Source organism: Leucobacter sp. cx-42 (genome assembly GCF_014529985.1).
Taxonomy (GTDB): domain Bacteria; phylum Actinomycetota; class Actinomycetes; order Actinomycetales; family Microbacteriaceae; genus Leucobacter.
In genome coordinates this window covers 37,611-59,392 of record NZ_JACVMU010000008.1, presented here as the reverse complement: position 1 = coordinate 59,392, position 21,782 = coordinate 37,611, and the positions used below count along the sequence as shown (strand labels likewise).

General features: G+C 61.6%; 18 protein-coding genes and 1 tRNA gene. 5 read left to right on the top strand and 14 right to left on the bottom strand.

Going from position 1 to position 21,782, the window contains the following annotated elements; translation table 11 throughout:
• The 3 genes from ICM05_RS09340 (at position 1) to ICM05_RS09330 (ending at position 2,728) form a co-directional block, all read left to right on the top strand.
• Complete coding sequence (locus ICM05_RS09340) at positions 1-1,005, top strand: beta-ketoacyl-ACP synthase III (protein ID WP_188024317.1); 1,005 nt, start codon at positions 1-3, stop codon at positions 1,003-1,005.
• 88 nt (positions 1,006-1,093) lie between these two features.
• A complete protein-coding gene (locus tag ICM05_RS09335; protein ID WP_188024316.1) occupies positions 1,094-1,342 on the top strand; it encodes an acyl carrier protein in 249 nt (82 codons plus the stop codon).
• Positions 1,343-1,486: 144 nt separating this feature from the next.
• Positions 1,487-2,728 (top strand): beta-ketoacyl synthase, encoded by a 1,242-nt coding sequence (locus ICM05_RS09330; protein ID WP_188024315.1) that lies wholly within the window; start codon positions 1,487-1,489, stop codon positions 2,726-2,728.
• A 183-nt stretch (positions 2,729-2,911) separates the two neighbouring features.
• Here the strand turns inward: ICM05_RS09330 and ICM05_RS09325 are convergent.
• Positions 2,912-2,985 (bottom strand) — tRNA-Ile (locus ICM05_RS09325).
• A 270-nt stretch (positions 2,986-3,255) separates the two neighbouring features.
• On the opposite strand from ICM05_RS09325, the gene ICM05_RS09320 reads away from it, so the two are divergent.
• Positions 3,256-6,051 (top strand): InlB B-repeat-containing protein, encoded by a 2,796-nt coding sequence (locus tag ICM05_RS09320; RefSeq protein ID WP_188024314.1) that lies wholly within the window; start codon positions 3,256-3,258, stop codon positions 6,049-6,051.
• A gap of 129 nt (positions 6,052-6,180) precedes the next feature.
• On the opposite strand, the gene ICM05_RS09315 is transcribed toward ICM05_RS09320, so the two are convergent.
• From ICM05_RS09315 to ICM05_RS09255, 13 genes are all read right to left on the bottom strand, one after another.
• Positions 6,181-7,140: a multidrug DMT transporter permease gene (locus tag ICM05_RS09315; RefSeq protein ID WP_251364616.1), complete on the bottom strand. Its 960-nt coding sequence runs from the start codon at positions 7,138-7,140 to the stop codon at positions 6,181-6,183.
• A complete protein-coding gene (gene gmk / locus ICM05_RS09310) occupies positions 7,137-8,060 on the bottom strand; it encodes a guanylate kinase (protein ID WP_188024313.1) in 924 nt (307 codons plus the stop codon). Before gmk ends, ICM05_RS09315 begins: the two co-directional genes overlap by 4 nt.
• A 26-nt stretch (positions 8,061-8,086) precedes the next feature.
• Entirely contained in the window at positions 8,087-8,938 is an 852-nt protein-coding gene (pyrF, locus tag ICM05_RS09305; protein WP_188024312.1) for an orotidine-5'-phosphate decarboxylase, read from the bottom strand.
• A complete protein-coding gene (gene carB / locus ICM05_RS09300) occupies positions 8,935-12,228 on the bottom strand; it encodes a carbamoyl-phosphate synthase large subunit (RefSeq protein WP_188024311.1) in 3,294 nt (1,097 codons plus the stop codon). Before carB ends, pyrF begins: the two co-directional genes overlap by 4 nt.
• A complete protein-coding gene (locus tag ICM05_RS09295) occupies positions 12,228-12,752 on the bottom strand; it encodes a carbamoyl-phosphate synthase domain-containing protein (protein WP_188024310.1) in 525 nt (174 codons plus the stop codon). Before ICM05_RS09295 ends, carB begins: the two co-directional genes overlap by 1 nt.
• Positions 12,753-12,776: 24 nt before the next feature.
• The gene (locus ICM05_RS09290; protein WP_188024309.1) at positions 12,777-13,304 is read right to left on the bottom strand and encodes a hypothetical protein; all 528 of its coding nucleotides are present in this window, start codon (positions 13,302-13,304) and stop codon (positions 12,777-12,779) included.
• Complete coding sequence (locus ICM05_RS09285; protein WP_188024308.1) at positions 13,301-14,695, bottom strand: dihydroorotase; 1,395 nt, start codon at positions 14,693-14,695, stop codon at positions 13,301-13,303. Before ICM05_RS09285 ends, ICM05_RS09290 begins: the two co-directional genes overlap by 4 nt.
• Positions 14,695-15,648, bottom strand: a complete 954-nt coding sequence (locus tag ICM05_RS09280) for an aspartate carbamoyltransferase catalytic subunit (protein WP_188024307.1) — start codon at positions 15,646-15,648, stop codon at positions 14,695-14,697. Before ICM05_RS09280 ends, ICM05_RS09285 begins: the two co-directional genes overlap by 1 nt.
• A complete protein-coding gene (gene pyrR, locus ICM05_RS09275; RefSeq protein ID WP_188024306.1) occupies positions 15,645-16,208 on the bottom strand; it encodes a bifunctional pyr operon transcriptional regulator/uracil phosphoribosyltransferase PyrR in 564 nt (187 codons plus the stop codon). Before pyrR ends, ICM05_RS09280 begins: the two co-directional genes overlap by 4 nt.
• A gap of 186 nt (positions 16,209-16,394) precedes the next feature.
• Positions 16,395-16,811: a transcription antitermination factor NusB gene (gene nusB / locus ICM05_RS09270; RefSeq protein ID WP_188024305.1), complete on the bottom strand. Its 417-nt coding sequence runs from the start codon at positions 16,809-16,811 to the stop codon at positions 16,395-16,397.
• A gap of 6 nt (positions 16,812-16,817) precedes the next feature.
• Positions 16,818-17,381, bottom strand: coding sequence for an elongation factor P (gene efp, locus ICM05_RS09265; protein WP_188024304.1), 564 nt, complete (start codon positions 17,379-17,381; stop codon positions 16,818-16,820).
• 105 nt (positions 17,382-17,486) lie between these two features.
• On the bottom strand, positions 17,487-18,356 hold the full coding sequence (locus ICM05_RS09260; protein ID WP_188024303.1) for a hypothetical protein: 870 nt from the start codon (positions 18,354-18,356) through the stop codon (positions 17,487-17,489).
• Positions 18,357-18,402: 46 nt separating this feature from the next.
• Positions 18,403-20,244, bottom strand: coding sequence for a vWA domain-containing protein (locus ICM05_RS09255; protein WP_188024302.1), 1,842 nt, complete (start codon positions 20,242-20,244; stop codon positions 18,403-18,405).
• 55 nt (positions 20,245-20,299) lie between these two features.
• Here ICM05_RS09255 and ICM05_RS09250 point away from each other — a divergent pair, with 55 nt between their 5' ends.
• On the top strand, positions 20,300-21,718 hold the full coding sequence (locus ICM05_RS09250) for an AAA family ATPase (protein WP_188024301.1): 1,419 nt from the start codon (positions 20,300-20,302) through the stop codon (positions 21,716-21,718).
• Positions 21,719-21,782 lie beyond the last annotated feature (64 nt).

The following is a 21,782-nucleotide window of genomic DNA, read 5'->3' as shown; positions in this document are numbered from 1 at the left end:
ATGTCTCCTCTCGTACAGCCCACAGGCCCCGCGCACACCCGAATTCTCGCGGTTGGCGCGTCACGCGGCGACCTCGTGGTACCGAACGACGACATCGTTGGCCCCATTGATTCTTCGGATGAGTGGATCCGCCAGCGCACCGGCATCGTGACGCGCAAGCGTGCGAGCGCAGAGATTCTCGCGGTCGACATGGCGGTAGCAGCTGGCGAAGAAGCGATTCAGCGCTCGGGGCTCGATCGCGCCGACATTGATGGCGTGATCATCTCGACCATTTCAAACGTTGCAGTGACCCCCTCGATGGCAGCCCTCGCTGCGCACCGCCTCGGCCTCACCCCCGCAGCAGCATTCGACATCTCGGCAGCATGCGCTGGCTACGTCTATGGCGTTGGCCAGGCAGACTCGCTCGTTCGCTCGGGTGCATGCAAGAACGTGCTCGTGATCGGTGCTGAGAAGATGAGCGACATGATCGATCCGACCGATCGTTCGATCTCGTTCCTCCTCGGTGATGGCGCAGGCGCAGTTATCGTCGGCCCGAGCGACCACACCGGCATCGGCCCCACCGTGTGGGGTTCGGATGGTTCGAAGTGGGAGACGATTCGCGTCACCAACACCTTCAACGAATACCGCGAAGCTGCCGGTGAACTCGACTGGCCCACGCTGCGCCAGGATGGCCAGACGGTCTTCCGCTGGGCAGTGTGGGAGATGGCAAAGGTTGCACGTCGCACGCTCGAGGAGTCGGGCATTGCTCCTGAGGAGCTCGCCGCTTTCATCCCTCACCAGGCGAACATGCGCATCATTGACGAGTTCGCGAAGCAGCTGAAGCTGCCCGAAAGCGTCGTCATCGCGCGAGACATTGAGACCCAGGGCAACACGTCTGCGGCATCGATTCCGCTCGCAATGCACGCCCTCCTCGAAGAGCATCCCGAGCTTTCTGGCGGTCTCGCGCTTCAGATCGGTTTCGGCGCTGGCCTCGTGTTTGGTGCGCAGGTCGTCGAGCTGCCGTAAGATCGATTGGTCGCATGGCGTACGCCAATTGCGGCCGTGAAGGCTTACCCTTTCTTTTTTCATTCCCACAATTACCAAGGAGAAACCCATGGCTTACAGCAACGAAGAGATCCTCGCAGGCCTCGCAGAACTCATTAACGACGAGACCGGCATCGCCGCTGACGTTGTTGCACTCGACAAGTCGTTCACCGACGACCTCGACATCGACTCGATCTCGATGATGACCATCGTCGTCAACGCAGAAGAGAAGTTCGACGTCAAGATCCCTGACGAGGAAGTCAAGAACCTCAAGCTCGTCGGCGACGCTGTCACCTTCATCGAAAAGGCACAGGCGTAATCGTCTCCCCCCTTCGAGTCGTAAGACTCACGGTCTTCGGACCCACCGGTGTCGATCCGCGCCATTTTCCGCACGGATCGACACCGATTTAGACTTCCGGGCGTACGCCCGATTCATCCCTTCACGAGTAGCGGAGCACGCAACATGAGCAAGAAGATCGTCGTCACAGGTATCGGCGCCTCCTCACCCATCGGCGGCACCGCCAGCGAAAGCTGGGAAGCACTCCTCGCTGGCAAGTCCGGCGTACGTACCCTCGAGCATGACTGGGTCGAGAAGTATGAGCTCCCCGTCACGTTCGCTGGCCAGGCTGCAGTCGAACCCACTGAGGTTCTTGACCGTCCGGTAGCTAAGCGCCTGGACCCTTCGAGCCAGTTCGCGCTCGTTGCAGCGCTCGAGGCGTACGCTGACGCGAACCTCGAAGGCACGGACCCCGATCGCCTCGGCGTCGACTGGGCAACCGGCATCGGTGGCGTGTGGTCGCTGCTCAATGCGTGGGACACCCTCCGCGAAAAAGGCCCCCGCCGCGTCATGCCGCTCTCGGTACCGATGCTCATGCCCAATGCTCCCGCTGCCGCTGTTTCGATGCACCTGAACGCACGTGCGTACGCTCGTACCGTTGCTTCGGCGTGCGCGTCGAGCACCGAGTCGCTGGTCAATGCATATGAGCACCTCCAGGCCGGCCTTGCGGACGTCGTCATTGCTGGCGGATCCGAAGCTGCGATCCACCCCATCACCATCGCGTCTTTCGCATCGATGCAGGCACTCTCGCGCCGCAATGACGATCCTGCGACCGCTTCGCGCCCCTACTCGACCGATCGTGACGGCTTCGTCATGGGCGAGGGTGCTGCTGCACTCGTCCTCGAGACCGAGGAGCGCGCACTCGCTCGCGGTGCGAAGATCTACGCTGAGATCGCCGGCGGCGGCGTCACAAGCGATTCCTACCACATCACCGCTCCCGAGCCCGAGGGCCAGGGTGCGAGCCGTGCGGTGTACCTCGCACTCGAGGCTGCTGGCGCAAAGCCCGAAGACGTCACCCACGTCAACGCTCACGCAACATCGACCCCGACCGGCGACGGCGCAGAGTACAACGCACTCCGCGTAGTGTTTGGTGATCGCACCGACGAAATCCCTGTCTCGGCCACCAAGTCAGCAACCGGCCACCTCCTCGGTGGTACCGGCGCACTCGAGGCGATGTTCACGGTGCTCGCCGTGCAGAACCGCGTCGCTCCCCCGACGATCAACGTCACCGAGCAGGATCCCGAGATCCCGCTCTCGATCTCAGCTGAGCCCGTCGCCCTTGGCGAAGGTCCTCAGCTCGCGATCTCGAACTCGTTCGGCTTCGGTGGCCACAATGCCGTTGTCGCTATCCGCTCGTACGACGCTTAGTCTTACGACAGCAAACGAAGGAGGGGTTCGCACCATTGTGGTGCGAACCCCTCCTTCGTTTGCCCGCTCACGAGTTCGTCAGCGCAATGGAAACCATAGCGAGCACACGTCGAGAGACGCCAGAAACACGTCAGCGCCACTCGTACATTTCACGAGTGGCGCTGACCTGTTTCACTGATCTAGTAGGGCTGGCGGGGCTTGAACCCGCGACCGAACGATTATGAGTCGTGTGCTCTAACCGACTGAGCTACAGCCCCAAGTGACCTGTCTACCCTACCGCAGTACAGAACATATCGGTGATCTCGCCACCGCAGTGTCCTCCAGCATTTCGTACCTGACGAGAACTGTCGTCTTCGTGAGCAAATTTGGCGGAATTGATTTCGGGTTCAAGCACTTCGCAACTTAGGATTTTAATCTCAGTTCCCTGGGAGTCTCAGTGCCTTTCGCGATTTGTGGTTAGCCTGTAAATGGTCACTTCTGTGTGAAGCGGGATCGAACATCAGCTAGCGAAGGAAGCAAAGAGTTTTATGTTCCACCACCAGCATGGCGGTCAGACGCACACACGTGCGCTGCCGTCTGCCCGACTCGTACTAGCGTTCTGCCTGACAATTCTCGTCACATTCACGGCTCTCCAATTTACGGCACCCGCTGCACACGCTGCGGTAGAAGAACACACGATAGATGGCGTCATCTATCAGGTTGACCCCACCAATGTTGCGGCAGGTGCGGTGGTAAAGTCCTGTCTTCCTCGAAACGAGATGCCGAGTACTGAACTACATTTCGCCTATGGTTTTCAAACCCCAGACAGCAATGTATATGCGATTCGCTCAATCGCCCCTTCAGCGTGCTCAGGTCGTGGGCTCACAGCCCTGACCTTACCGTCGGGTCTGCAATCTCTTGGTAGTCGCGCGTTCGAAAACAACTCCATCACAACGGTTGAAATACCGAGGTCGGTCGAGACGATTCCCGAGTATGCCTTTGCCCAAAACACCATCAAGTCGATCGATTTTGGAGAGTTCTCTCGTCTGAAGGCCATCGAAAGAAACGCTTTTTACTTCAATGACCTGACCGGAACGCTAAAGCTTCCAGCGCCACTCAGGAACATTGGTGTCTCGGCCTTCGAGAAAAATGCTTTGCAGGGAGTGGAGTTTCCAGACAACATCGACACCATTGAGCGAAGCGCCTTCGGCAGCAACTGGATTGCCAGCGTTGACCTCCCCCAGAACGTCAAGCGGGTCGAAGCTGGCGCCTTTGACGACAACCGATATCTCACCCGTGTGCAGCTAGAGGGCGCTCCCCCTGCAGCCGTCACCAACACCACGTTCGGGCCACCGGCGAACGTCCTTGTAAATATTCATCGCGAGCGAGGCTACCCCGAGTCTCCCGCCCTGTGGAACGGATATACCACCCGATACCTCGAGAACTACGTGAGTTTCAGTTCCCAGGGTGGCAGTAGCGTTGATCGGCAGACTGTAAACTACGGCGCCCAGGCAAGTGTTCCGCCCAACCCTTCGCGAGACCACTACTCATTCACGGGTTGGTACACCGATGCAGACGCGAAGACAACATACGTCTTCAGTACACCGGTGGTCGATAACCTCACGTTGTACGCGGGCTGGAAAATTGCGGAGTACGCCGTTGACTTCGACAGCCAGGGTGGTTCGGCGGTAACTTCTCAATCCGTCGAGTTTGACAACACAGCCTCGGAGCCGACGCAGCCCACGCGTGCGAACCACACTTTCACCGGCTGGTACACCGACACAGATCTCAAGACAAAGTACAAGTTCGACACCCCAGTCACCGGCGCACTCACGCTCTACGCAGGTTGGAAGGTCGACACCTACAACGTCACCTTTGACAGTCAAGGCGGATCAACTGTCGCAACAGCAACCATCGACCACGGCAAGCCCGTCACCGAACCCGCAGCCCCAACCCGCGAAGGACACACCTTCACCGGCTGGTACACCGACACAGATCTCAAGACGAAGTACAAGTTCGACACCCCCGTCACCAGCGCACTCACGCTCTACGCTGGATGGTCACTGAACGCGTACGCCGTCACCTTTGACAGCCAAGGCGGGTCAGCCGTCGCAGCAGCAACCATCGACCACGGCAAGCCCGTCACCGAACCCGCTGCCCCGACCCTCGAAGGCCACACCTTCACCGGCTGGTACACCGACACAGACACCAAGACGAAGTACAAGTTCGACACCCCAGTCACCAGCGCACTCACGCTCTACGCAGGTTGGAAGGTCGACACCTACAACGTCACTTTTGACAGCCAAGGCGGATCAGGCGTCGCAGCAGCAACCATCGACCACGGCAAGCCCGTCACCGAACCCGCAGCCCCAACCCGCGAAGGCCACACCTTCACCGGCTGGTACACCGACAAAGATCTCAAGACAAAGTACAAGTTCGACACCCCAGTCACCAGCACACTCACGCTCTACGCAGGATGGAAGGTCGATACCTACAACGTCACATTTGACAGCCAAGGCGGATCAGCCGTCGCAGCAGCAACCATCGACCACGGCAAACCCGTCACCGAACCCGCAGCCCCAACCCGCGAAGGCCACACCTTCACCGACTGGTACACCGACAAAGATCTCAAGACAAAGTACAAGTTCGACACCCCAGTCACCAGCGCGCTCACGCTCTATGCTGGTTGGACGGCAGAAACGTACGAGGTGACCTTCTCCACTGACGGCGGCTCAGCGCTGCCTCCGATGACGGTTACTTACGGAGAATTGATTCCGGCGCCAGAGCCACCGATCCGCGAACACTACAGCTTTACGGGTTGGCACACTGATTCGGACGCTACAGCACTCTATGACTTTGACCAGCCTGTTACCGGGCCGATACATCTCTACGCAGGGTGGAAAATCGACGCATTCACGATCACCTTTAACACAGGGCAAGGCTCTTCAGTTGAGCCGGCTTCGGTGGACTACGGTGACCGCCTCCCCATTCCCATGCTGCCGCATCGCAATGGTTACTCATTCGTGGGCTGGTTCACTGATGAGAAGGCAAGCACGAAATATGACTTCACCTCGTCCGTGACCCAAGCGTTTACTTTGTACGCAGGGTGGAAAGCGAACGAACCTTCTGTTGACGTAAACGGCGGCAATGCCGGAGCGACCGGAGGCACGACTGGCGCCCACCCCACAGCACCTGGTGGACTCACGCACACCGGCGGTGCAGGTGTTCCGATTGGCGTCTGGATTGGCGTTGGCGCACTCGTGCTCGTTGGCGGAGGATTGGCATTCGTTGGCCTTCGCAAGCGTAAGAATGCGCAAGAAAAAACGCAGCCAACAGAGGACTAGCACTGACGAATAATGCCCCTTGGGTACTCGGCGTTGAAACCGAGTACCCAAGGGGCATTATTGTCATGTAACAAGCCATACGTTATACAGCACGTGCACGATCGATGGGCCAGTGCTCACATCGGTGGGCTACACGGATTGGCTACTTGCCTGGGGATGGTACTTCGCGAGCCCGAGCACACCCAGCATGCTGACCAAGCCAGTCACGGCAAAACCGACGTAGGCCCAAATGGAAGCTCCGGCAGCCTCATGCAAAATGACGATACCGATCATGACAGCCACCATCGGGTCAATGACGGTGAGTCCGGCAACGACCAAATCAGGTGGTCCTGATGAATACGCGTTCTGTACGAACAGCATGCCTGCGAGACCACCGATGGCGAGTGCCGCGACGCAGATCCAGGTCAACGCCTCGAACTGTTCCTGCTGGAAACGACTAATCAGCACCTTGGCGAACGTCGCAACGAAGCCGTAAAGGATACCTGCGCTCACGATGTGCAGCAGCGCAATTGCGCTGTGCCGTGTCACGGCATACATCACAAGTGACGCCACCAAGATGACACCGAAGGTGATGAGAATGACAATGAGCATCTTGTCAGTCACTACCCGATCAAAGGTCGTGAATGACGCGATGGTGACAAAGGCAGTAATCCCCACGACTGCCAATGCGATAGACGCGCGCACGCGCTTACCCAGGCGCACTTTTGCGATCCGCGAATTCAGCACGGAGGTCACGACCAGGCCAACCACGCCGATCGGTTGCACGATGGTGATTGGTGAGAGCGAAAGAGACCCAATTTGAAAGACAACGGCCAGGCCGAGAAGCAGCGTGCCTACCACCCATGACGGGCGGCGAAGCATGCTCACGAGGTGCTTAAAGGACAGGCCTCCAGCGCTCTTACCGAGCGTATTTTCAATCTTCGTGACGCCACGCGACTGGTACTGCGCACCAAAGGCCAAGAGCACTGCTCCGATGAGCGCCAGCGGGATGCCCAGGAATTTTGATGCGCCATCGTGACCAGCGAGTTCGGCAGCGGAGAAAACCGCGCCGAGTAGTGGCGATACAGTCTCCGCTGCCGCAAACATCATGCGGTGAATTCCTCGCCGCGCATCAGCTCGTAGAGCCGAGCAGCAGCCTTGGGCACTTCATCGTTCACAATGATCTCGTCAAACTCGTCAGCCGCAGCGAGCTCAGTCTTTGCTGTCTCGAGACGACGCGCGCGTTCTTCCTCATCTTCGGTGCCGCGGCCCACCAGACGATTCACGAGTTCGTCCCAGCTCGGCGGAGCCAAGAACACGAGCTTTGCATCAGGCATCGACTTGCGCACCTGACGTGCACCTTGGAGGTCAATTTCCAAGAGCACGAGCTCACCGCGATCACTCGCCTCGGCGATCGGGCCACGAGGCGTGCCGTAACGGTGCTTGTTGTGCACCATAGCCCACTCGAGTAGTTCGTCGCCCGCCAGCATGCGGTCGAAGCCTTCCTGATCGACGAAGAAGTAGTGCTCGCCGTCTACCTCGCCGGGGCGGGGATCACGTGTCGTCGCAGACACCGACAGCTTGATGTTCGGGTAGTGCTCGCGCAAATGCTGCACGACAGTGCCCTTACCAACTGCAGTCGGGCCAGCCAGTACGGTGAGCGGCGGCTTCTCCCCCGTCGGGAGCGCGCCAGAGCGCTCCCGAACGAACGACTCAAGGCGCGCACGCTGCAGATCACCAAGCCCACCGAGACGCTTTCGCTCGGAGATCTTCAGATCGTCGCGGATCCGCTCCGCCTTCACCGCACCAATTCCCGGGAATGAGAGCAGGTAGTCCGTAATGCGAAGCGTGGATGCGGCGTGCCCGGGCACGCGAGCAAACTCAAGCGCTTTGAGCGGTGAAAGCTCGCCGCTCCGAAGTCGCTGCTTGAGGGCTGCACGGGCGCGCCGTGCCGCTACTGCCGCTTCGGTCGCCGCACGACGGTCAACCGCCGGCATTTCTCCCGCTGCGGGCTGGGCATTGCTGTTCATTGATCTCCTTGAATCAGCTATAGGTCTTACGCGAGTGCCTGCGCAATGGCATCCGCTCGATCACGTACACGCGTAGCGAGCGTGGCGCTTCCTCCTACGAGGATACTGCGTGATTCGTTCGCAAGGAGCGCCTTCCCCAGATTGCCGAAGATCTGGCCAGCGTCCTCAATGCGGCCGCCCTGGTGACCGAAGCCAGGCGCGAGCACGGGAAGCGCGGCGCCATCTCGTTCAGCATGAATATCGATACCGAAATCAGCAAGCGTCAGCGTCGCCCCGAGAACCACGCCGACAGAGTTCACAGCGGTGTCAGCAGGCGCACCATGCGCAATCGCTTCATCGATCATGACGTTGGCAAGGGTGCGACCGTCAGCCTGCTTCGCGGTTTGCAGCTCTCGAGCCTCAGGGTTTGAGGTCGCCGCAAGCACAAACAGGCCCTTGCCGTGCGAGTTCACGTAATCAAACGCGCCGGACAATGCTCCGAAGCCAAGGTAGGGGCTCACCGTCAATGCGTCAGACTCGAGGGGTGACCCCTCAGCGAGCCACGTGTCGGCATACGCCGCGAACGTCGAACCGATGTCGCCACGCTTCGCGTCGGTAACGATGAGCACGCCAGCCTCACGAGCATCTGCGTACACGCGCTCAAGCGCAACGAAGCCAGCTGAGCCGAAGCGTTCGAAGAACGCGATCTGCGGCTTGACGCATGCGGCGACGCCAGCGGCGGCCGCGACAACGTCGCGGCCCATCCGCTCGGCGCTTGCAGCGTCATTGGCAAGACCCCAGTCTGCAAGCAGGCCCGCGTGGGGATCAATACCGGCGCACAGGTGCCGGCCCGCTGCGAATTCCGCAGCGAGCCGATCACCGAAGGTCACCTGGCTCAAGCCGATGCCTTGCGTGCAGCAACACGATCGAGTTCGTACTCCTGAAGCGACTTCACGTCGAAGCCGGTCTTCTGAGCCGAGATCGCACCAACCGCTGCCGAGAGCTCCGACACCGTGGTGAAGATGGGCTTGCCCGCAGCGACAGCAGCCGCGCGGATTTCGTACCCGTCAGCACGCGCCGAGCTACCCGAGGGTGTGTTGATGATCATGTCGACAGCGTTGTTGTTGATGAGGTCGACGATGGTCTCGCCCTCAGCCGAAGCCGAGTTCTTACGTACGACCTCCGAGGTGATGCCGTTGCGCGCGAGGACCACCGAGGTGCCCTGGGTTGCGAGGATTCGGTAGCCGAGCTCCTGCAGACGCAGTGCGGGGAGGACGATGGAGCGCTTATCGCGATCCGCCACCGACAGGAAGACCGTACCCGAGGTAGCGAGTTCGCTCCCCGCAGCCGACTGGCTCTTTGCGAACGCGGTCGGGAAGTCACGGTCCATACCCATGACCTCACCGGTCGAACGCATCTCCGGGCCGAGGAGCGAGTCAACGACGAGGCCCTCGTTGGTGCGGAAACGCTTGAAGGGAAGCACTGCTTCCTTCACAGCGATCGGTGCATCGATCGGGGTGCGCGAGCCATCACGCTCAGGCAGCAGGCCCGAGTCGATGAGCGACTGAATCGACTCGCCAGCCATGACGCGTGACGCAGCCTTTGCGAGCGAGATTCCGAGGGCCTTCGACACGAAGGGAACCGTACGCGATGCGCGGGGGTTTGCCTCGAGCACGTACAGCACACCCTGGCCGATTGCGAACTGCACGTTCAGCAGGCCACGGACGCCGATACCCTCAGCGATGCCGCGGGTTGCCTCACGCACGCGAGCGATCTGGTCGTGACCGAGCGTGATGGGAGGCAGGGTGCAGCTCGAGTCGCCCGAGTGAACTCCGGCCTCCTCGATGTGCTCCATGATGCCGCCAACGTACATCTGCTCGCCGTCGAAGATCGCGTCAACGTCGATCTCAATTGCGTCATCCAGGAAGCGGTCGACGAGGAGCGGGTGGCCGGGGCCGACCAGCGCATGGCCTTCGATGCGCTCGAAGTAGCCGTGCAGCGACTCGGTGTCGTACACGATCTCCATGCCGCGGCCGCCAAGCACGAACGACGGGCGAACGAGAACCGGGTAACCGATTTCTTCTGCGACGCGGATCGCGCCTTCCTTGTCAATAGCGGTGCCGTTGCGGGGTGCAAGCAGGCCAGCCTTGTCGAGGATGTTCGAGAATGCGCCACGCTCTTCGGCGAGGTCGATCGCCTCAGGGGTGGTGCCGAGAATCGGGATGCCAGCATCCTTCAGCGGCTGCGCGAGACCGAGAGCGGTCTGGCCACCGAGCTGCACGACGACGCCAACGAGTTCGCCCGATGCCTGCTCCGCGTGGATAACCTCGAGCACGTCCTCAAGGGTGAGCGGCTCGAAGTACAGGCGATCAGAGGTGTCGTAGTCCGTCGAAACGGTCTCAGGGTTGCAGTTGATCATGACGGTCTCGTAGCCGGCCTCAGCCAGCGCGAACGACGCATGTACGCACGAGTAGTCGAATTCGACACCCTGACCGATACGGTTCGGACCCGAGCCGAGGATGATGACCTTCTTGCGGTCCGAGGGCTGCGCCTCGTTCTCGAAGTCGTACGACGAGTACAGGTACGGGACGGTGGTCGAGTACTCAGCCGAGCAGGTGTCGACTGCCTTGTACACGGGGCGCAGGCCAAGGCCGTGGCGGAGGCCGCGAACCTCAGACTCGCTCGATCCGCGCAGCTGCGCGATCTGCACGTCCGAGAAACCGTGATCCTTTGCCTCGCTGAGCACATCAGCGGAGAGCTGCGCTGCAGCTGCGACACGGTCAGCAACCTCGTTGATGAGAACGATCTGGTCGACGAACCAGGGGTCGATGTCGGTCGCAGCGTTGATCTGCTCGATCGTTGCGCCCTTGCGGAGCGCCTGCTGGATGTCGACGATACGGCCGTCAGTCGGACGAGCCATACCCTCGAGGAGCGACTCGAGCGAACGGTTGTCTTCGCCCCAGTGGAACGAAGTACCGCGCTTCTCGAGCGAACGGAGCGCCTTCTGCAGTGCGGTCGAGAAGTTACGGCCGATAGCCATTGCCTCGCCGACCGACTTCATGGTCGTGGTGAGGGTGTCATCAGCAGCGGGGAACTTCTCGAACGCGAAGCGCGGAACCTTCACGACGACGTAGTCAACAGCGGGGTCTACGTTTGCGTTGGTCACACCGGTAATGTCGTTATCGATCTCGGGCAGGTGGTAGCCGAGTGCGAGCTTCGCGGTGATCTTCGCAATCGGGTAACCGGTTGCCTTCGATGCGAGTGCCGACGAACGCGAGACACGGGGGTTCATCTCGATCACGATGATACGGCCGGTCTTCGGGTCCTGCGCGAGCTGGATGTTGCAGCCACCGGTCTCGACGCCAACCTTGCGGATGATCTGCTTCGAGATGTCGACCATCTTCTCGTACTCAGGCGCGGTCAGCGTGAGCGCGGGCGCAAGCGTGATCGCGTCACCGGTGTGCACGCCAACCGGATCGAAGTTCTCGATCGAGCAGACGACGACGATATTGTCGCTGGGGTCACGGACGAGCTCGAACTCGAACTCCTTCCAGCCGAGGATCGACTCTTCGAGGAGCACCTCGCTGGTGGGGCTGTAGTGCAGACCGTCGCCGGCAATACGGACGAGATCTTCTTCGGTGTACGCGAAGCCCGAGCCCAGGCCACCCATGGTGAACGAAGGACGAACGACAAGCGGGTAGCCGAGGTCCTTCGCGAATTCCTTCGCCTCGTCGAGGGTGTGCGCGATGTGCGAACGTGCAACGTCAGCGCCACACTCGAGGACGAGTTCCTTGAAGATCTGGCGATCCTCACCACGCTCGATTGCATCGATGTTCACGCCGATGAGCTCAACGTTGTGCTTCTCGAGGATGCCCTTTGCGTCGAGCTCCATTGCCGCGTTCAGTGCGGTCTGGCCACCGAGCGTTGCGAGGATCGCGTCAGGCTTTTCCTTGATGATGATCGACTCGATGACCTCAGAGGTGATCGGCTCGACGTAGGTCGCATCAGCGAAGTCAGGGTCGGTCATGATCGTCGCGGGGTTCGAGTTCACGAGGATAACGCGAACGCCCTCCTCACGAAGCACGCGGCATGCCTGGGTGCCCGAGTAGTCAAACTCACATGCCTGACCGATAACGATCGGGCCGGAGCCGATGACGAGAACTGAGTTAATGTCTTGGCGCTTGGGCATTAGTTCGCCTCTCCAGTGGTTGCGCCGGTCACGAGTGCCAGCTGTTCGTCATTCGAAAGTTCGAGCGAGGCGCCCGAGAAGATACCGCAGCGGATCTCCTTGCCGCCCTGCACCAGGCGGCTAAGTGCACGGGTGTCAACGCCAGCGATACCGACGGTGCCGTTGTTCACGAGCTCTTCGTCGAGGGTGCGGGTTGCGCGGTAGTTCGAAGCGCGGCGCGAGGGATCGCGAACGATGAGACCCGAGGCGAGAATCGTCTCTGCCTGTGCGTCTTCCGAGTTCGCGCCGGTGATACCTGCGTGGGGTGCTGCGAAGAGCACGATCTTGTCTGCGTTTGCCGCGTCGGTCAGGATCTCCTGGTAGCCGACGATTGCCGAGGTGTAGGCCATTGCGCCGAGCGCCTGACCAGTCGCGCCGTATGCGCGCCCTTCGAAACGGGCGCCATCCTCAAGCACGAGTACCGCCGCACCCTCGGTGCGGGCTGATGCCGGTGGCACCGATACTTCGTTATTTGTCGCGGTCACGCGTCCTCCTGTTTCGTGGGTGTATTAGATGCTGTGGGTGTCTGCAGCGGCGTCGTCAGTGATGTCAACGAGTCGCGTAATCGCTGACTCAAATCGATCACGAATATGTACGCCGGCAAACCGGAAAGTAGTTTCGAGGAGCTGCTCGTCTGCGTGTGGTGAACGCCACACCAGCAGCGACAGGCCGCCAGATTCGACAGCCTTTCCCGCGCGTGCTGCAGCTTCTGCGAAGCCCTGCACACGGTCTCCCGGAATGGTGAAGGTCGGTTCACCAGTGACGGTGATCCGCACACCATCGGTGCGAATCTCCAGGTCGGCCTTGCCGCGATAGGTGAGTCCCTTCAGCGCAATACGCTCGAACGGTGCACCCACTGCGGTGGTGGAGACGTAGCTCACGTCTTCGAGGTGGTCGATGAGTTCGCCCGAGAGCTCCTCAACGTCTGTCACGAGATCACGGTTCTGACGGAAGCGGGCGCGCCAACCAAGCAGCATCGCGCCAACTGCGACCACCGCGATCGCTGCCATTACCAGGACGTACTGCAAAGGACTCATGCGGTCTGTGCCTCCGCGTTGCGTGCCGCAGCGTTGACGGTTTCGATGTCAACGAGCTCGCCGTTTGCGAGAGTTTCGTACCCGCGGCGAATGGTGGTGTGTACGCGGCCGGGAAGCTCCATGCCCAAGAAGGGCGAGTTCACGCTCAAGCCCTCAAGGCGTCCGGTGTCGAAGGTGCTGACACCGGACGGATCGACCAGGGTGATGTCTGCCGGCTGGCCAGCCTCGAGCGACTCAGGGTGGCCCTCGAGTCGGCCGATGCGTGCCGGACGCTGCGAAAGCAGCTCCTGCACTTCAGCCCAGCTTGCGTTGCCGTCGTTGATGAGCGTGTGGAGCACGATCGGGAATGCCGACTCGAGACCGACCATGCCGAACGCGGCCTGGTCCCACTCGCAGTCCTTCATCTCAACCGGGTGCGGAGCATGGTCGGTTGCGACGATGTCGATGAGGCCCTCTGCCACTGCCTTGCGCAGCGCGAGTACGTCGCTGTCGCGGCGAAGCGGCGGGTTGACCTTGTAGCGTGCGTCGAAGGTGCGCGCGGTCTCTTCCGTGAGGATGAGGTGGTGCGGGGTGACCTCTGCGGTAACTGCGATGCCGCGAGCCTTCGCCCAGCGGATCACCTCGACCGAGCCAGCGGTCGAAAGGTGGCAGATGTGCAGACGGGCACCGATGTGCTCAGCGAGCAGCACGTCACGCGCAATGATTGATTCTTCTGCGACAGCGGGCCAGCCCTTGAGGCCGAGCTCGCTCGAGAGCACGCCCTCGTTCATCTGCGAACCCTCGGTCAGGCGCGGATCCTGAGCGTGCTGTGCAATCACACCGTCGAACGTCTTCACGTATTCGAGGGCGCGGCGCATGAGCAGCGGATCGTGGACGCACTTGCCATCGTCCGAGAAGACGCGCACCTCGGCGCGCGACGTTGCCATCGCACCGATCTCGCTCAGACGCTCGCCGGCGAGATCTTCCGTCACGGCACCGATCGGGCGGACGGTTGCGTAGCCAGCCGAGTCGCCGAGTGCCTGCACCTGCTCGACCACGCCTGCGGTGTCCTGTACCGGCATCGTGTTCGCCATCGCAAAGATGCTCGTGAAGCCGCCAGCTGCGGCAGCACGCGAGCCGGTGAGTACCGTCTCCGATTGCTCGAAGCCAGGCTCGCGAAGGTGCGTGTGCAGATCAACGAAACCGGTGAACGCCACGAGGCCGTCAGCCTCAATGACGTGCTCCCCTGCGCGAGCTTCAAGGCCGCCCTCAGCCTGCGCGGCACGCTCGACAATGCGGCCACCCGAGACGCGAAGGTCGACGGGCGCGGCTGCGGTCACGTCTGCGCCGCGCTCGGTGAGCTCGGCCGCAAGGCGCGCACCGCGGATCAGAATGTCAGGGTTCTCGGTCATTAGGCATCTCCTCGTTCGCCTGAAAGCAGCAGGTACAGCGCCGCCATGCGAACCGATACGCCGTTGGCGACCTGTTCGAGCACGGTGGAGCGGGGTGAGTCGGCGGCTGCCGAAGAAATTTCCAGGCCGCGGTTCATGGGGCCAGGGTGCATGATGATTGCCTCATCGGTGAGGAGCTGCAGCCGGCGGTCGTCGAGACCCCAGTTGCGTGCGTATTCACGCTCGTTCGGGAAGAACGCTGCGTGCATACGCTCAGTCTGAATGCGGAGCATCATGACGACGTCGGGGCGCTCCACGCGAAGCGCTTCGTCGAGATCGTGATAGATACTGACGGGCCAGGTGCGTGCGCCGAACGGAATAAGTGTTTCGGGAGCGACGAAGCTCACCTTCGCACCAAGAATGTTCAGCAGCCACAGGTTCGAGCGAGCAACGCGCGAGTGTGAGATATCGCCAACGATGACAACACTGACGCCGTCGAGGTCGCGACCGCGGCTCGCATCACCATGAATACGGCGGCGCATCGTGAACGCGTCCAGCAGCGCCTGCGTGGGATGCGCGTGCGTACCGTCGCCTGCGTTCAGTACGCCTGCGTTGATCCACCCACTGTTCGCGAGCTTGTTCGGAGCGCCAGACGCCGGGTGGCGGATCACCACACCATCAGCACCAATCGCCTGGAGGGTCTGTGCAGTGTCTTTGAGTGACTCACCCTTCGAGACCGAGGAACCCTTGGCACTGAAGTTGATGACGTCGGCACTCAGCCGCTTGGCAGCAGCCTCAAAGCTAATGCGGGTGCGGGTCGAGTCTTCGAAGAAGAGGTTGACCACGGTCTTGCCGCGCAACGTCGGGAGCTTCTTCACCTCACGCTGCTGCGTCGCCGCCATGTCTTCGGCCGTATCGAGGATGAGGAGCACCTCATCACGGGTCAACGTCTTCGTATCGAGGAGGTGTCTCATGCGGTTACTTCCTGAGGTCCTTCAGTCTCGCCAGAAGAGATCGTGACTTCATCAACGCCATCGAGCTCTTCGAGCCGTACGGAAATTCGTTCGTGCTTCGCGCTCGGCAGATTCTTACCGATGTAGTCGGCGCGAATCGGCAGCTCACGGTGACCCCGGTCAATAAGGGCCGCAAGGCGGACCGCCCGCGGACGACCGTGATCGTTCAGCGCATCAAGCGCAGCGCGAACCGTGCGACCTGAATAGAGCACGTCATCAACGAGCACCACGGTCACGCCATCAATGCCTTCTGCGGGCATGGTTGTCGGCTGAGGTGTGCGCGTTGGGTGGTTTGCAAGATCATCGCGGTACATCGTGACGTCAAGGATGCCGACCTCAATCGGCGTGCCTTCGATCTGTTCGATGCGAGCAGCAATGCGGCGGGCGAGGGTTGAACCACGCGTGGGGATACCAACAATGACGAGGTTATCGACGCCACGGTTGGCTTCGATGATCTCGTGCGAGATACGGGTGAGCGCCCGCGAAATCTCAGCACTTTCCAGTACCGTAATCGCTCCCACGCTTCGCCCCCCTTCTCCGCCTCACTGGACGGGTTTAAAGAAGTGCTGTAAACGCCTGCAAGCTTACCGCACTTTTCGTGTTGCATGCACTTTGCCACCAAGAGTGGAGTGTCTCACCAAACCTGTGGAGACACAAGAACCCCGCACCTCTCAGAGAGAAGTACGGGGTTCACTGCTGGCGCCGGCTTATGAGTCGGCGTGATCCGCGATCTTGCCAAGGACGCCGTTCACGAAGCGACTCGAGTCGTCAGTCGAGTAGTTCTTCGCAAGCTCGATTGCCTCATCAATTGCCACTGCGGTCGGAACCTCAGGGTTGTGCAGGATTTCCCACGCAGCAAGACGCAGTACCGCACGGTCCACGTTCGGCATGCGCTCAATCGTCCATCCCTGCGCATACGTCGAGATCAGATCGTCGATCTGGTCACGGTGGTCCGTGACGCCATCGATGATCTCTCGTGCGTATACCCACGATGCCGCACGGTCAGGCTCGCCTGCCGCACGACGGGCTTCGGCAGTGAGCACCTCGGTAAGGGGCACGCCAAGCACATCGGCCTGGAACAACATGTCAAGCGCGCGCTTGCGCGCCTTAGTACGGGCTGACAACGGCGCTTAGTCGTTGACGCGACCGAGGTAGTCACCCGTGCGGGTATCAACCTTGACGCGGGTGCCGGTCTCGAGGAACAGGGGAACCTGAATCTCAGCGCCGGTCTCAACGGTTGCAGGCTTGGTGCCACCGGTCGAGCGGTCGCCCTGGAGGCCTGGCTCGGTGTAGGTGATCTCGAGCACTACCGAAGCGGGGAGCTCAACGTAGAGGGGCTCACCCTCGTGGAGTGCAATCTGCGCATCCTGGTTTTCGAGCATGTACTTCGAAGCGTCGCCGACAACGGTAGCCGGAACGGTGATCTGATCGTAATCGCTCTTGTCCATGAAGACGAAGTCAGCGCCATCCTGGTAGAGGTACTGGAAATCGCGGCGATCAACGCTTGCAGTTTCGATCTTCGCACCAGCGTTGTAGGTCTTGTCGATGATCTTGCCCGACACAACGTTCTTCTGCTTGGTGCGGACGAATGCGCCACCCTTGCCCGGCTTCACGTGCTGGAACTCAACCACGCTCCACAGCTGGCCGTTCTCCTTGATGACGGTGCCGTTCTTGATGTCGTTCGAGGTTGCCATACCAGTTATTCTCCGGATTCTATAAAGTACGAGCGCAAATTTGCGACGATTCAGTCTACACGCGCAACAAGGTTTTTGCCTGAAAACTTCTTTCGGCGAGTGTCACTACCCGATGGGCGGGCGGGCACCAAGGTGCGGGCCCTGATTTCCTACTTCGCGGCTTGTGACCCGCACATTCCGTTCACCGGCGTCGAACACATGCCGCGCGGCGAACCTGCCATCGCTCAACACACCATTCAGCCAGGTGAACGAGCGCGCATCGAGCGGATCCGCGCCACGCGTCATACGCATAAGCTGCAGCATGAGCATTTCCGCGATCGTGGCGTGCGGTCCGTGCAGGTGGCTCAATCCGAGCACGGCCGGCGTCGCGCCCGCAGGGATGAGCCGCAGCGTCCAGCGAACCTCCGCACCGGCGCCCCCTGAGCCTTCACCAGCAACGACAGCGGGAACACCTTCGGGGACGTCGTCGAGCGTCGCAAACGACTGTGCGATCTCCTCCGCGAGAACGAGTGGCTCAGCAAGCGACAGCGGGCTTCCCGGTTGACGCGCTGCACCTCGATACAGGCTTCGCCAGCCACTTGCCCCAATCCCGTGCGGCGCAGGGACGATCGCAAGATCAGCATCGCCGGAAAGCGCAGAGGCGAGCTTTACGGCGTCAACCCCCGCAGCAAGGAAGGCCTCTGGCTCGGGAACTGATCCGCCGATCCACGTCATGATGCGACGAACCTCGTCAAATGCGGTCGCCACCACCGCATCAGTGCCACTATGGTGGCCAGGCACCTCAAACGCATCGAAGCCAGCATGGCCGAGCGAAGAAGATTTCAGTTGTTGTACGGCGTGAGCGAGCGTGGCCTCCGCCTGGGTCGGCCCGTCTGCTCCGTCACCGTTCGTTTCGAACGCGGCCTGCACATCTCGCACGAGATCAGGGAACAGCAGTTGCGCCAGCTTCAGCTCGTCGCCCACACGTGCACCCATTGGCCGCTCCCCCTTTTGTTTCCTTTGACACTACCGCCATACGTCACTATTGCGTGAGTCCTGCAGCTTCGACAAGTGCTTCGAGTGCGGGTGCGAGATCTTCAAGTCTCCGCACGGTGTGCCCGTCTGGAGCGTACCGAAGCGCAAGATCCGCCGATCCAATGCCCACGCCGAGCACCGTGACACCGAGTGAACGGAGGTGACGAACCTCATTGGCCGCAGCTCCGGCATCGTTCGTGCCGCCATCGCCGATCACCATGACGATGCGCTTGCGAGCAATGCCGCCTGCTGACGCCTCACCGAGCCGCAATTCATCTGCCGCAGCACGAAGGGCAGCTGCGTCGTTCGTGGAACCACGCGGGCTGCGAATCTCAGCGAACATTCGCTGCCGCATCCCCTCATCCAACGCACCAGCCAACGGCTTGACCACCACGGGTTCCGCATCGAACAGTAGGAGTGACGTACGAATACTCAACTCAAGATCGATGCCCAGCTGCGCTTCTGTGTGCGCGATGTCTCGTTCAACGCCCGCGAGCGCTTCAAGCACAATGATCGCTGCGTCGGCCGCCGCCTCCGCGGTGGCTCCCTGCATCGACGCCGACCGATCAATCAGCAGCACATAATCGGTGCTTCCCGTCCGAGAGGCTCTGCGCGGTCGTGTCTCTGGCGAGCGAAACGCGCGCGGCCTGCGAACCCCTGACAGCGCCTCAGTCACCGCACTCACGAGTGAGTTCTGATCGAGCAGGTCGCCCTCCGCCTCCGCCCGCCTGGAAAGCGAACGGTGCATGCCAACTCGCTCAGCAATGATCCGCTCCCACACCCGTCGCACTCGCTCCACGGCGTCCCGCTGCGCACTCAGCCGGTCGCGATAGTTTGCGCGCGAAATCTCCAGCCGAGCGGCCGGCCCGGCCCCGCCTGGGGCCTCACTCGCCGACGGTTCCGCGTGCTGGGCACGCTCAATCTCAGGCGTCTCGACGCCGTCAATCCACGCACCATTCGCCGGCAGCGGTGTGGCCAGCACCGTCCGCACAAAGCCAGCCTGCTCAGCTTCAAACAGGTCAGACCCCTCCGCGTCTTCGGGCCGATCCCCGGCGCGCGCTGGTTCACTGTCTCCCGCAGTTCCGGTTGCGCTATCCGTTTCCCGCTCGGCTTCGCCCTGCCCATCGCTCGCGCCAGATTCCAGACCCGACTCTCCCCCGTCTTCGGTGGGTGGCGGCGACGGAGCGTCACCCGCTTGGCCGAGCCCGCGATCCGCGACATCACGCGTGAGCAACCGGTCGTACAGGGGAAGGGTGATCGCAAGCGCCCGCTCAAGCCGCTCAATCTCGCCAGCCATTGGGTCCACGGCAAGGCGCAACAGATCCTGCTGTGCTGCGTTCGTAACCGCGGCAAGGGCGTCAGCCACCTCTGGAGCGAACGGCAGGAAATCAGCCCCAGCGATGTGCTGCACGCACGCGGCAACAAATTGGAGGTGACGTGGCAGTTCGAGTGGTTGCGCCGGCGCGAGGATGGTGACTGCGCGCGCGAGCTGGCTCCGGAACGCTGGGAACGCCGCGGTGAGTTCCGCAATGGCAAGTGCGCGGATCAGCCCAGCCAGCAGCGGCGAAAGCTCGACTCTCCGAGCAGCCAATGACTGTGTTCGGTGCCAGCGCGAACGTGCGCACCGAGCCTCTCGCACTGACTCCCAGATGAGGAGTAGCGCGAGTGGGACTGCCTGCTCCTGTGGGATCCCGCGCTGTGTAAACCAGGCCGTTCCTACGTACACGCGACCATCGACGACCGCCCAGGTTTCGCCGTCGGTCACATCCACAGGAATGCCGGTGAGCGCCGCCGCAGCGGTGAGACGCGCGCGAAACTGCGCTTCTGGTTCCGCTGCAGTCGTCGACATAGCTCCACCCTAGCGAGCCTGGCTACAAGTCGCAGCGGAGTGATAGCGTGACGATATGCTCACCCCTGCTGCCCACCCCGTCCTGCTCGAGGCCTTCGAGATTCGTGACGAGCGCCGAGAGGTGCTTCGAGCACTTCGCGCAGCATCTGACACGCCGGTCGGACTTGCATCATTGTTGCAGACGGCGCTCGCAGCCCTCGATGCCCGGTGGGAAGAACTCTACGCCGACCCAGACAATCGGGATCGCATCGATGCCGAGTTCGATGCCCGCGCACGGGCACTCCGGGTCGCGGTCAACGCCCACGCCGAGGAACACTCGAACGAGCTACAGCGCGCACGAGCTACCGAGATTTCAACGGCAGCTGCCCGTGCGAACCGCGGGCTCATAGGTGCAGAGGAGGCGATCCGCGACGAACTCATCGCCCGGACAACCGGCACCCCCGTCTGGCACGCGGAGGTGCGCGATGCTGCCACGCGAGACCGCGTCGCTGCCGCGCTCACCACACTTCGCGTGCGCAAGGCGAAACGCGAGCTCGACGCGGGGCTCCTCCTCACGGCACAGATGCGCAACATCATTGAGGAGTCAACCCCTGCACTCCTGCGCGGCGAGCCACTGCTCCTCATCGGCGAAACCGGCGGTGCAAAGACGGCGCTCGCAGAGTATCTTTCACGTACCGAGCTTGGGAATGAACCTGAACTCATTTCCGGCTACGGTGACATCACCAGCGCGCAGCTCATTGGCGCGCACGAGCTGCTCGCAGACCAGGGTGCGACGGTCAGCCGATTCGTGCCCGGTCCGTTGCTCCGCGCGATGGAGGCCGGCCATCCACTCATCCTCGATGAGGTCAACGCGATGCCACCCGAGTTCCTCAAACGACTGAACCGCATCCTCCAGCTGCGACCCGGTGACCAGTTTGCAGTGCAGGAAGACGGTGGCCGTCCGGTGACAATCGCGACGGGGTTCGCAATCCTCGCGACGGCAAACGAGCAAACCCCGCACCGCTATCGCGGCATCGATCGGCTCAGCGCCGAGCTCGTGAACCGGTTCGGCGCCAACACCTATCGTGTGCACTATCCAGATACGGGAAACCGGTTCGTCGATCCGCCCACTGAAAATGCGCTGCTTGCCGCCGCGGCAACCGCCGACCGGTTCGGCGCCGTCCCGTTCACTGCCGATGAACTCGACCGGGTCTGCCGCGTCGCATTCATCAGCCAGCAGGTGTTCTCAGGCATCACGGGCGATGGGTTCAGCGATTTCGTCTCCACTGAGCGAGAAATCGACGGACGGCCAGGCCTTGAGGAAGCGGTGCTCGCTCCGCGCACGCTCGTCGCGATCCTGCGCAAGGCCGCTGGCAGCGGCGGGCGAGTGTCGCTCCCCCACGCGCTCTACCGATTCGTTGAGGGTGTAATGCACACCGGCGACCGACACGTACTCACCCTCATACTGCAGAGCCAGGGATTCACGCGACCATAGCCGCCGATCCCTGCCTGCGTAAATACGCGGAAGGCCCGCACCCCCAAGTCGGGGTGCGGGCCTT